Consider the following 12,093-nt stretch of genomic DNA (forward strand, 5'->3'; position numbering starts at 1 on the left):
AATTCATTAGAAATAAAAAACGCGGCATGCGCCGCGTTTTGCATTTCTACTTTAATACAGACTACTAAGGGTTGCTGCCGCTCAAACGGATTGTGTTTGAGGTATCAACAACAGGGGTCTCTTCTTTCTTAGCAGTTTTCAAAGGAGATGGGAATTGAGTTACTTCATCCTCACGCTTCATAGGAACTACAGTGCCTGAACGGTTTTCTAAGCCAGTTTCTTCACGCTTAGTAGTACGTAAGTCTTTTGAAGAGTATGGGTTTGAGGAAGAAAAAGTAGTACCTAGGCCTTTACCAAAATCTTCATCTTCTTCGATAAGAAGGTCTGTTCCTTTACTTCCTGTCTTTTTGCTGCTAGCACGAAGGCCTTTGCAGCATTCAGCAAGCCATTTAAATCCATTGACAAGACCAGCTGTTACATAAGTTGCAACAGAAGCAGCAGCAGCAGCTAATCCAGCAGCAAGACCGATTTGTGCAACAGTGCTAGCGCCAGCGATCGCAGCAATAGAAAGACCACCGATTGAGAATGTAGCAACTGCAGCTAAAGCAGCAGGCCACAAGAATAAAGTAAGGGCAACTGCACCAGCAGCAAGTAAAGAAATCCATGCAGCAGTAGCGATTGCTTTTTTATGGTTAGAAAGGAAGTCAGCAGTTGCACGGCTAACAGTTTTTATGCCATCAGCTAGGTAACCAACTAAACCACGTGTTGTTACAGGGTTACCATCGAGGTCTTCTTTAACTCTTTCTACTCCGTCTCTACCTTTTACTTTTACAGTAGAACCTAATACTAGGTTAGTCAGACCGGTAAAAGCATTTGCTGGCAATTCAAAAATTGTATTCATTACTTGTTTAAATTTCATGTGTTACTCCAAGGTTATAAATCAGGGCGAATAATAGCAATGATTTTGCTATATGTGAATCAAAAATGCTCAATTTGTTGTAACAAAAGTGTAAAAATATTTGATTTTTTCGTAGGAATAGTATAATAAGTGAGCAGATTTTATATTAATAAAACCTTAAGGTTTCTTTTTAGTCAGCCGAGGGATCTTAAGAACGGTGTAAACAAAAAGAAAACCATACAATCTCAGGATAATTCCCTTCAGTTTTATAAGTGACCGGAATGGCGATATAGCGTAGGATCATCAACTCCAGCCCCAAGAAAGCCACGTTTTCTAAACGTACAACTATCACATTGGCCGCATGCTTCACCTGCATCATTTGCCTGATAACAGGAAACAGTTAAGCTGTAATCTACGCCCAGACTTATCCCCAATTGGATTGTCTCTACCTTGCTTAAATGTTGTAAGGGCGCATGAATGGTGAATTGATCCCCGGTTACACCTGCTTTAGTTGCCAAATTGGCTAAGGTTTGAAATGCTTGGATAAATTCAGGTCGGCAGTCGGGGTAATGAGAATAATCAACAGAGCTTGCACCGATAAAAATGTCCCTTGCTGCTATAGATTCTGCAAAACCTAAGGCCATAGCCAGGAAAATGGTATTGCGTGCAGGCACATAAGTTACTGGAATGTCAGAGCCGCCCTGAAAGGATGGTACTTCTATACTAGAATCTGTCAAAGCTGAATTACGAAATAATGCAGTATCTAAGGTGACAATTTGATGGGTCATAACTTGATAATGTTGGGCGATGCGTTGTGCCGCGAGTAATTCAGCTGAATGCCTTTGTCCATAAGAAAAGCTGATTGCATAACAGGAAAAACCTTTTGAGCGTGCTAAGGCAAGACAAGTCGTTGAATCCAGGCCACCAGATAATAGTACTATCGCTTTTTTCATAGTATATAAGTCTCCAAAATTTACTCATTTTTATAACTTTTCAAGAAGTCCGTGCAAGAAACCGCTGCCTACGTTCAGCGGCTTGTCCAGAATCCAGGAATCTTGCCCTGGTCTAGAGCTCTGGAGCCTGCGGACAAGCCGCAGGACGTGGGCGATTATAATTTGCGCAGGCTTCTTAAGAAGTTACCTTTTTTTAGGTTTAAAATGCTGTTAGAATGCGCCCATTATGCCATAACATGGAACTTTATGACGACTACTCTTTATCCCGTTATCCTTGCAGGCGGTTCAGGAACTCGTTTATGGCCTTTATCCCGTAAAAATTATCCGAAACAATTTTTGGCCTTAAATGGTGAGCTATCCCTTTTGCAGCAGACTGTGAAAAGAGTACAGAATCTGGTAAATACTCATGCACTTATTGTGAGTAACGATGCGCATTATTTTCTTTGTCAGGATCAATTAAATCAAATAAGTCATTCAATGACTTATTTGCTGGAGCCTTGTGCCCGCAATACAGCGCCAGCAATTGCCTGTGCAGCTCATTATTTATCCCAAATTGCCGGTCCTGATGCGGTGATGTTGGTTCTCCCATCAGATCATTGGATAGCTGATGATGGGGCATGGCAAGAAGCAATGTTGACAGGAGCACGGTTTGCAGCAGACCATCATGCCTTAATTACTTTTGGTATCCAGCCGGATAGTCCTAAAACAGGATATGGTTATATAGAAGCAGGGTTGTCGTTAGCTGATAAAGTACAACAGGTTTTAAGTTTCAGAGAAAAACCGGCGCTTGAGCAAGCAAAAGAATTTATTGCCAGTGGAAATTATTTTTGGAATAGCGGTATGTTTGTTTGTCGCGCCGACGTATACCTTCAGGAATTGCTCGAATATCAACCAGACATTCATTATTTTAGTCAGCAAGCCGTTTTGAAAGCACAACATCACCATGATTTTTTACGTCTTGATTTAGAATGTTTTTCTCGTTGTGAGACCGAGTCCATTGATTATGCAATAATGGAAAAAACGAATAAAGCTGCAGTGATACCTGTTTCCATGCAGTGGAGCGATTTAGGGTGTTGGTCTGCAGTCGCGGATGCGAATACGCCCGATCAAGACGGAAACACAGTTACTGGAAAAGTTATTGCACAGCAGAGTTCTAATTGCCTGATTCACAGCACAGACATTTTAGTGACGGCAATAGGTATACAAGATCAAATCATTGTTGCTACCCAAGATGCTGTTTTGGTAGCTGACAAGCAATATTCACAACACGTTAAAGATTTAGTGAGTTCTTTAAGTAAAGATCACCATCAATTAACTCAAGATCACCAACGCGTATCTCGTCCTTGGGGATATTATGAAGTTTTGGCTGAGGGTGCTTCATTTAAAGTAAAACGACTCATGGTAAAACCTGGTGCTCGTTTATCCTTACAAATGCATCAGCATCGGGCCGAACATTGGGTTGTTGTTTCTGGAAAGGCAGAAGTAATCAATGACACCCAAACGATTTATTTATCAGTCAATCAATCTACTTATATCGCGCAAAATACACTTCATCGTTTGAGTAATCCGGGTGATGAACCACTGTATGTTATTGAGGTGCAAAGTGGTGCGTATTTAGGCGAGGATGATATTAAACGTTTTGATGACATCTACGCGCGCGAACTCTCCTAACCGGGGTGTTTCTAGACTGGGCGAGGCGTCTATCTTTTGGTAACAAGTTAAGCATCTTGGGGAAATCCGATTTGAGTGCCAAGTCCTGCTCCTTAAACCGCTTATGGTTGCACTAAAGTAAAATTCATCGGTTGTGCAAGAATTTTACTATTTTATGCAAATTTTAGTTTCAATAGTGTAAATCAATGAATGCTCAGCTTGTTTTTAAAATTAGTGCTATGTTATAAAAAAGAACATACTAATTTTTTTACTGTGATTAAATGAATTAGTCGCCGCAATTCATGACACAGAGGTGGCATTATGGCAACGAGTAGCGCAGTTCTGCAATCCTTTCTTAGAGATGCATTCAAAGATAACAAGCAACTTGCTGATTTGAGTTTTGAGGACTTGCTCAATTACAACCGCGCTGAATGTGGCCTTATTCAGCTTGATTTTTTGCCAAAAACATTTGCTGATCTTCCTCAATTTACAGAAGATAGAGAAAATAATGATGTCGTCTTTTTGTATGAGGATACGCTTTATTATGGAGATAAAAAGAGTAACCGTATTCGGGAGTTGAAATTTCCCAAGGAACCTAAGAAACCAGCAAAACCCCCGGAGCCTGTGGAGCTTGAATCTGATGAATTGGGGCCGCCAAAATCAAAGAAACAGAGAACGGATCCGGAATACCTTAAATATCTTGAAGAGTACGCTCAATATGAGGCTGCATATTCTGAATATATAAAACAGATAAATGCTTATATTAGCCTCAAGAACTCATGCTCTGAAACCTACAAACGAGCGAAAGATAAAAATCTGGATTACATACGTAAGTTAACTGACCGTGCCTATACTGAGCAGCGTAGTAATGATTTTCTTCCTTCACTGAATTTTTATTTAGGAATATTGGATAAGACTGATTCAGTGATGTTTCACTATATGAACGATCTTCAAAAAGAAAAACTGGCATTTAATCTGAAAACTACTCTTTTACTATTGCTGGCTCAAAAACAACATGAAATAGAATATCAGAAAACTGAAAATGTAAATACCTATAATCAACATATTAAACGATGCTCAAAACTTCTTATGATGCTGGATCCTGAATATCGACGACGAATCAAAAGATTTCAGGCAGAGCCCCTTGAAGAGCAGCCAGTAAAATATTTAGGTATTCCTCTTGGGCAACTATTGGCTAAAGATATGGTTGATATGCCTGGTGGTTTAACCAAAGGCGCTAAAGAGTTCATGGGAAAAATGAATGAAGCGCGACTTTATTGGGTTTGGGGTTCAACTTTTTTAAAAACAGTAGTTGGCTTACTGCCTGATTATATGTATGCGGCACAAGGCCCTGAAGCCATGAAAACTCCGGATTTTTTCTCGGGAAATTTGAGTTGGATTTTATATTATACCCGTTTTTTTATGGAGTTGGGTTTATTATTCAAACATACCATTAAAGGTTCATGGATGAGTGCGGAGGAAGCAGAAACACCGTGGCAAGATCGTTTTCTCACCCAATGGTCACAAAGAAAATTTGCGTTGATGAATGATTTCTTTTGGGGAACGGCTAATTTACTCTGCTACTTTAAGCTTAACGGAACAGGCGGATTGGGTACAGCCGGAGATGTCCTCACTCTTGTTCTTTTAGTTTTTGATATCGCTGTGGCTGCGTGGGATTTTGAAGAGCAAAGGACAAAATATAATAAGGCCATGCTGCAATATGATGAAGATTTAGAAAGGTTAGGAAAACAGCTTCAAGTGCTCAAAGACAAAGAAGCCAAAGAAAAACTTCAGGATTTTGAGTTAAAAGAAAAACGCCAAGTCGAGGTGCAAATTCGCACTTTAGAACGAGAAAAGTTAAAGTGCTACAGAGATTGGCAACTGCAAAAAGTATCCTTAATCAATAATATTGCCTATGCCGTTGGTCTAATGTTGGCTTTTATTGTCTTAACTGCGCCATTTATGCCTATCTCAGCTCCAGTATTAGGTATCATGCTTATTGCCGGCGCGGCAGCTTGCCTTGCATTTACTATTATTAATAATGCAATCAAAGGAGGCATTGAACTCTACAAAACCTATAAAACACTGCAAGAGGAAAAGCAAGATCATGATGACAAAGTAAAAGAGTTACTGCGCTTGTTAAGAAAGAATCCAAATTTAAATGACAATGAGAAAAAACTTCTTTATCTTGAAATTAAGCAACATCAGGCAGAAACAGAATATCAGAAACAGATGATGACTTATCAATCAGTAAATTTGGCACGTCGTATTATGATTGAAGCTTTAGTTCCTGTTGTTGTTCTCGTAAGTTTAGTAGCTGTGCCTCTCGGAGGACTGGGGATTATACCTGTACTTATTGCAGCAATAGCGTTGGCAATTGCAACGCAGATGCTCGTGGACGCGTTATTTAAACCCGAGGAAAAAAAGGCATTGGAATTTGATGAGGACTCCTATAAGAAGTTTTGCAATGAGCTTGGAAAGCAACCGAAAATTGAACGCGGCCGACTGTTCACCTTGGGGGAGGAAACGAGTCCTCTATTGGATAATAAATTGGATGATAATGAACGTCCAGGGGATCCCAAGCTTGCAATGGAATAGCCTGGGTGACGATTTAACCGTAACCCAGGGCGCCTCAGCATTTAAACGAGACACCTTATTTAAAAATTTTTCATTAAAATTCAATGCGGTTATATAAAAATAAAAAACTGGCGTTCATACTCTTCTAAGGTATAATGTTTAAAAGAAGCCAGACTAGAGTGTCTTAATGAAAAAGCTCACTATCCTGTTGTTGCTTGTTTTTTCTGTCAACGTTATTGCTTCTGTTGCTCTAAAAGATGCATGTGATACGCATCCAGGCATGTCCGATTCTTATGTCTTAGCGCTTAGTTCGCAGCCGGGGTTTTGTCAAACATATGGATATGAAGCAGGTAAACCAGAATGCATGCATTTACCTAAAAATTCCTATCAGGCAAAACATCTGACCTTACATGGTTTATGGCCCAATCAAAATGCCTGCGGACAAAGTTATGGATATTGCGGTGTAGAGCAGAAATTCAATCACTGCGCATATCCCCCATTAAATTTATCGTCCCCGGTAGCTGAGCATTTGGAAAAAATTATGCCCAGTTATCATTATGGAAGTTGTTTGGAACGCCATGAATGGAATAAACACGGTAGTTGTCAAATTTTGTCTGCAGATGAATATTTTTCACTGGCCATGCGTTTGACTGAATCAGTCGATCATTCTGTTTTGGGAAATTATTTAACGGAACATCAGGGACAAAAGGTCCCCTTAACTGTTTTGCGGGAGATGGTCGTCCAAGCATTTGGTAAAAATAATTCCGGGAAAGTTTATTTAGGTTGTAGGAATGGCATATTGGTTGATATTTATATTCAATTGCCCGCATTAATTCCTTTTGATGAACCATTAGAGGCTTTAATCGATAATGCGCCTAATTCTCAAGTGAAGGATACGTGCCCTGCCAAGGTCATGCTCTCTAATTTTAATAAAGAAAGTTGGTTTTAGTAGCTTAGGTAAGACAAGGTGCAGCCTTTGAGCGGTAGCATGTGGGGGGGAAATTAGTCAAGAAAACTTAAGGCTAATTGGAAGCTTTATACGCAGTATCCAGAGGAATGCGTTCGAAAGAATCATGCAGGGTACTCGACCTTGCACATTGCAAAAACTTCCTCTAATGTAGAGGAATTATTGATACGGGAATAAAGTCTATGCTAAAGCGGTGTTATTTATTGATTCTAATTGTCTTTTTATTAGCTTCTTGCGCCCATCATGCGCCAAAAAATCAACCGCTACCTCCGCCGCAAGCACTTAAAACAAAACAGGTCAGACAAGTCTCTGCGTTCAATCAGGTTAATCTGCAAGGACAAATCAATGTCAGTTTGCATACAGGGTATAAAAAGCCCCAAGTAATTTTATCGGGTGATGCGCGGGATTTGGCGGCAATAAAAGCCGAAGTAACACAAAACACTCTGTATTTGGTTCTAGGCACTGGTTATCCCAAATTTGGTCCAGTTTATGCCGAGGTTAGAGGCCAGTTTCTTAACCGCCTGATGGCTAATGGTACGCCTTTAATCACAGGAGATAGGCTGCATACCAGCATGTTGGATGTTTACCTGGTAAATACTGGAAATGTAAGATTGGGTGGATCTATTGGCTTGCGTGTTCTGGATATAAAAGGTAAAGGTCTTGTGCAAATTAGTGGAATAACAAGCCCAAGCTTACAGATCCATTTGCAGGAAAGTCCAAAGGTACAACTTTCGGGAATTGCCAATTTATCTAATTTAACCATGCAGGGAAATGCCTGGATCAGTTTTTATTGGGTTAAAACGGATAACTTAACGGTACGTGCGAAACAGAAAACAACGATTCAATTAGCAGGTGCGGTGAATCGACTTGATGTGGAGCTTTGGGGGAATGCACGCTTTAAAGGACGTTATTTACGTGCGCAACGCAGTTTTGTGAGAACCCATGATCATTCTGTGGCAGAGATTTCGGCGGTGAAATATCAGAGCAATTTGGCCACCGATGCCAGTGATATTTATTATTTTAATCTGCCAACCACACGAGCAGATTTTATGGCTTATAATGGTGCAGTATTGGATATGCGCGAGTGGAATCAATACCACTTGAAAGATTTTACGCGCTATAACAAGCAGTTTCCTTAAAAGTAAGTTTGGTTACGGTGCCACTGATCTTTTTTGTGTAGGCGTTACATATTGGCAGCAGATTGTAGCCTGGGTGAAGGCGCAAGCCGTAACCCGGGGAAAGTTCGGGTCAAGGAACCTGAGGGATCGTCAGTTTTTCATTTAAATTTCTCTACGTACCTGCTTAAATTTCTCTACGTACCGCGCTTTATGCGCGGTATCCAGAACGATATTTTAAGATGCCGCGGAGCAGTTCTAGAGCAAGATCCCCTGGATACCGCGCATAAAGCGCGGTACGTAGGCGAAAAATAAAGTCCAGTACGTAGGCGAAAAATAAAGTCCAGTACGTAGGCGAAAAATAAAGTCCAGCACGTAGGCGAAAAATATAGTCCAGTACATAGGCGAAAAATAAAGCGCAGTACATAGGCGAAAAATAAGGCGCAGTACGTAGGCGAAAAATAAAGCGCGGTATGTAGGCGAAAAATAAAGTGCGGTACGTAGGCGAAAAATAAAGCGCGGTATGTAGGCGAAAAATAAAGCGCGGTATGTAGGCGAAAAATAAAGTGCGGTACGTAGGCGAAAAATAAAGCGCAGTATGTAGGCGAAAAATAAAGCGCGGTATGTAGGCGAAAAATTAGTGGAGGTTTCTCAGCAAAAAACTGACGCTCCCTCAGGTCAAGGGACCCCGGGTTTCGCTTCGCTTCACCCGGACTACATATCCTTTATTTAATCCTATAACGTGAAGCCGATTACCTTGTTACTACTGTATTCCAGTAACAAGCATCTCTTCTCCTAACAGGGGGGAAGATTTTTCCTCCAGTATCCGTTGATTAATGCACTGGGCAATCATATCCAGATCATTATCTAAGGGTAAAACATGTGCTGAGTTCACTAACCAATGTATGGTCGTATTGGGTAAATGAGAGAACATTTTTTCTACCTCTTTTGAGGCAACAACGCTATCATGGGTTCCCAAAAAGAGATCAATCGGGCAGTTTGGGGTAACCCATTGATACTCATTAATTAGAGTAAACAGTTCAATCAGTGCGGGAATGGGAATCTTTCTATAGGATATTTCAGCATATGTGTTGGTGATGAGGTTGCCTGCTCTACCGCGTAGTTCGCAAAATCCAAACTTTTGCAGTGCAGTAAGAAGTTTTAGATACTGATGCGTGTTCATCTGCAATTTGAACGCAGGGGCTAAAAGAAACATATGATTGAATGTAAAACGCGCACTTAACTGACATGCCAGTATGCCGCCGAAGGATAATCCGAGTACATCTACTTTTTGGTATTCCTTAAATAATGCGTCACATTCTTGGGAAACGCATTCAAGCGAATCATTGGCCGTAGCTTGTGCAAAAGCAGCGATACTGTCTCCATGTCCTGGTAATACCGGGCAGACTAAAGCATCATAATGATTTAATTGAGGAATGAGATAGCGATAAACAGCCGGTGAAGAAGTAAATCCGTGCAGCAGCAGTAATGCGCGATCTTGTTTTGTTCCTAGTTGCCGAATTGGTTTAAGGAGTGCAAAATCTTCCCTTTTTAAATCAAACAGTTGTTTGCCACGGCGCATGAAGCGAAAATCATTAGGATTCATAATCATTCCATATGTACGTTGTATTGATAAAAGACCTCTTTCCATACTGAGTATGAAAAGAACTCTATTTTGAAAAATTATTGTAAATTATGGTCCAAAACAACTCATAAAAAAACAAATCTTGATAAGATTTAGTGTATCTGAAAATATTGGATCTACGCTATCTATATTAAGGGCAATGTTTAGCATAATATGCTATCTTTAACGTAATAGGGGTAGATTATAGAGGTAAGATTTATGAGTAATGAAAAAAATGAAACTCCAAAACCAAAAGATCCTGATCCTGTACCCCAGGTTATTGCTCCTTCCATTGAGGAACCTAAGCCAAAAGCAACCAAAGATGATGAAGAGGATAACAAGAAGAAAGCTCAGCCAGAAGAACCTAAAAAAACTACGCCTCAAAAAGAAGGCAGTGACAAAAAGAAAGACCCAAATCTTGAGTTGCTTGAGAGTTACGAAAAGATGGTTGCAGATATTCAAAAGAGTGTCAATGGTGCCTTAAAAGATATGGCCAAAGCTGGTTGGGATAAAGCGAAACAAACAGAAGTAGGGCAAGCTGTTGGCCGGTTGGCCGATGCAGTAAGTGATAAAGTATCAGATATAACACAACAACTTAAAGATAAAGCAGGTGACAAGCTGGATGCACTTAATACAGCTTTCGGTAAGACTACAGTGGGCCAAGCGATCACAAGTATAAAAGAAACTATGAGTTCTATTCCTGACAAAATTAGTAAGGGACTGGTTGATGCCATAGATTCAGCTACAGAGAAGGTAAGTAAAATTGGCACAAAGGCTCCAGAAGAAGAACTGAATGAGGATGTCGATCAGCAAATAGAGCTTGATGCCCCAGAAGGTACTAAATCTGAGGATTTATTGGCTGAAGCGCATGAAGCATTTGGCGATATGAAAGGTTGGGATGACCTGCTTACAGAGAAGCCTAAGACGCCTACTCCTTCTACAGAACCTGCTTTGGATGATAGCCTGACTAAAGGTATGACATAGTTGTACCCTGGGGGAAGCGAAGTGTAACCTCAGATTTTATTGAGGACAGTAACGGAGCCCGGGACCTTGTTCTTGATCGATTAAACCCGGGTTCCGCTTCGCTTCACCCAGGCTACAATCCATATATGATTTATTTTAACTCAATAACTTATGCGGTAAACTTTCGATGCGTCCGGCTTGCGTGACCACTACATAATTTAATTTACGTTGCAGTTCGCTGATTGTATCAGCGCCAGCATAAGTAAGGCCGGATCTTAAACCACCTACTATATCCGCAATAATTGCATCGGGATTTTCTTTGAAGGGCACTTCAGTTGCTACGCCCTCGGCAGTTTTCCATTCATGCATTTGTCCCAGGAAGTTTTCTTGCGCTTCTTTGGACGCCATTCCCCGGTAACGCTTCACTTTGCTGCCATCTTTCTTTTGAATGACTTCACCAGGAGTGGGTGCGGTACCCGCCAACATCCCGCCAATCATGACAAAATCAGCACCAAAGGCCAACGCTTTGACGATATCTCCGGAGGTTCTTATTCCACCATCAGCTACAATAGAGCGGTCAGCACGCGAGCAATCCTGGATACAGGTGAGCATGGGTACGCCAAAACCGGTCTTAATGCGGGTGCTGCACACAGAACCCCCGCCAATACCGGCTTTAATGATATCAGCACCACAGGAAGCAAGGTAATCCGCACCAGCGTAAGTGGCAACATTTCCTGCCATAATGCAGCGATCAGCAAGAATATGACGTAAGCTTTTTAAGGTTTTTCCTACATATTTAGCATGGGCATGGGCTACATCAACACAGAAATAGTCAGCTCCTGCATCGCGTAATGCTTCTGCTCGTTCCAATTCAGCAGCAGTACAGCCAACTGAAACAAAAACTATATTGTGGCATTTTTTAAATTCTTCGATGTTTTCTTCAATGGACATAAAACGGTGCAAGGCGCCCATAGCCCCTTTAGAGCTCATGAAATTAGCCATATCACTTTCAGTAATAGTATCCATATTTGAGCTGATTATAGGAAGCTCGAGGGTTAATTTACTCAGTCTGTCGGTACTGGTGGTTTCTACTACTCGTCTTGATTCATGGTGATTGTACGAAGGAACAAGCAGAACGTCATCAAAAGTGATGGCATAGTCAGTCATGGTAAATCCTTAAAGTGCATAGTGTCTGTTTACATTTCTACTATCTTGGTCAAAATGGCCTGATTTTCTGTGCTCCGCTGCTCACATACTTCGTGTATGCTGCGCTTCGGTGCTCGAAGATCAGGCCCATTTTGGCTCAAGCTAGCGAAATGTAAACAGCCACCGCATTTCTACTATCTTGGTCAAAATGGCCTGATTTTCTGTGCTCCGCTGCTCACATACTTCGTGTATGCTGCGCT

At 41.0% G+C, this 12,093-nt stretch carries 9 protein-coding genes; 5 read left to right on the plus strand and 4 right to left on the minus strand.

Features of this window, described 5'->3' with window-relative positions; all coding sequences use genetic code 11:
* Positions 1-64 precede the first annotated feature (64 nt).
* Both LXO92_RS03080 and queC read right to left on the minus strand, forming a co-directional pair.
* Positions 65-859: a hypothetical protein gene (locus LXO92_RS03080; protein ID WP_182351285.1), complete on the minus strand. Its 795-nt coding sequence runs from the start codon at positions 857-859 to the stop codon at positions 65-67.
* A 245-nt stretch (positions 860-1,104) separates the two neighbouring features.
* Entirely contained in the window at positions 1,105-1,791 is a 687-nt protein-coding gene (gene queC, locus LXO92_RS03085) for a 7-cyano-7-deazaguanine synthase QueC (RefSeq protein ID WP_182351286.1), read from the minus strand.
* A 246-nt stretch (positions 1,792-2,037) separates the two neighbouring features.
* On the opposite strand from queC, the gene LXO92_RS03090 reads away from it, so the two are divergent.
* The 4 genes from LXO92_RS03090 (at position 2,038) to LXO92_RS03105 (ending at position 8,124) form a co-directional block, all read left to right on the plus strand.
* Positions 2,038-3,462 (plus strand): mannose-1-phosphate guanylyltransferase/mannose-6-phosphate isomerase, encoded by a 1,425-nt coding sequence (locus tag LXO92_RS03090; RefSeq protein ID WP_232890372.1) that lies wholly within the window; start codon positions 2,038-2,040, stop codon positions 3,460-3,462.
* A 300-nt stretch (positions 3,463-3,762) separates the two neighbouring features.
* A complete protein-coding gene (locus LXO92_RS03095; protein ID WP_182351288.1) occupies positions 3,763-6,039 on the plus strand; it encodes an AAA family ATPase in 2,277 nt (758 codons plus the stop codon).
* A gap of 166 nt (positions 6,040-6,205) precedes the next feature.
* Positions 6,206-6,967: a ribonuclease T2 family protein gene (locus LXO92_RS03100; RefSeq protein ID WP_232890373.1), complete on the plus strand. Its 762-nt coding sequence runs from the start codon at positions 6,206-6,208 to the stop codon at positions 6,965-6,967.
* A gap of 200 nt (positions 6,968-7,167) precedes the next feature.
* A complete protein-coding gene (locus LXO92_RS03105; RefSeq protein WP_232890374.1) occupies positions 7,168-8,124 on the plus strand; it encodes a GIN domain-containing protein in 957 nt (318 codons plus the stop codon).
* Positions 8,125-8,863: 739 nt separating this feature from the next.
* On the opposite strand, the gene LXO92_RS03110 is transcribed toward LXO92_RS03105, so the two are convergent.
* Positions 8,864-9,706 (minus strand): alpha/beta hydrolase, encoded by an 843-nt coding sequence (locus LXO92_RS03110; RefSeq protein ID WP_232890375.1) that lies wholly within the window; start codon positions 9,704-9,706, stop codon positions 8,864-8,866.
* 237 nt (positions 9,707-9,943) lie between these two features.
* Between LXO92_RS03110 and LXO92_RS03115 the strand changes: the two genes are divergently transcribed.
* The gene (locus LXO92_RS03115) at positions 9,944-10,708 is read left to right on the plus strand and encodes a hypothetical protein (RefSeq protein WP_232890376.1); all 765 of its coding nucleotides are present in this window, start codon (positions 9,944-9,946) and stop codon (positions 10,706-10,708) included.
* A gap of 135 nt (positions 10,709-10,843) precedes the next feature.
* Here the strand turns inward: LXO92_RS03115 and LXO92_RS03120 are convergent, their stop codons facing one another.
* Positions 10,844-11,854 (minus strand): guanosine monophosphate reductase, encoded by a 1,011-nt coding sequence (locus LXO92_RS03120; RefSeq protein WP_232890377.1) that lies wholly within the window; start codon positions 11,852-11,854, stop codon positions 10,844-10,846.
* Positions 11,855-12,093 lie beyond the last annotated feature (239 nt).

This window comes from Legionella resiliens, assembly GCF_021344005.1.
Classification (GTDB): Bacteria; Pseudomonadota; Gammaproteobacteria; order Legionellales; family Legionellaceae; genus Legionella; species Legionella resiliens.

Coding starts and splice junctions, on each gene's coding strand:
- LXO92_RS03080 (WP_182351285.1), bottom strand. CDS start 859: ATGAAATTTAAACAAGTAATGAATACAATTTTTGAATTGCCAGCAAAT.
- queC (WP_182351286.1), bottom strand. CDS start 1,791: ATGAAAAAAGCGATAGTACTATTATCTGGTGGCCTGGATTCAACGACT.
- LXO92_RS03090 (WP_232890372.1), top strand. CDS start 2,038: ATGACGACTACTCTTTATCCCGTTATCCTTGCAGGCGGTTCAGGAACT.
- LXO92_RS03095 (WP_182351288.1), top strand. CDS start 3,763: ATGGCAACGAGTAGCGCAGTTCTGCAATCCTTTCTTAGAGATGCATTC.
- LXO92_RS03100 (WP_232890373.1), top strand. CDS start 6,206: ATGAAAAAGCTCACTATCCTGTTGTTGCTTGTTTTTTCTGTCAACGTT.
- LXO92_RS03105 (WP_232890374.1), top strand. CDS start 7,168: ATGCTAAAGCGGTGTTATTTATTGATTCTAATTGTCTTTTTATTAGCT.
- LXO92_RS03110 (WP_232890375.1), bottom strand. CDS start 9,706: ATGAATCCTAATGATTTTCGCTTCATGCGCCGTGGCAAACAACTGTTT.
- LXO92_RS03115 (WP_232890376.1), top strand. CDS start 9,944: ATGAGTAATGAAAAAAATGAAACTCCAAAACCAAAAGATCCTGATCCT.
- LXO92_RS03120 (WP_232890377.1), bottom strand. CDS start 11,854: ATGACTGACTATGCCATCACTTTTGATGACGTTCTGCTTGTTCCTTCG.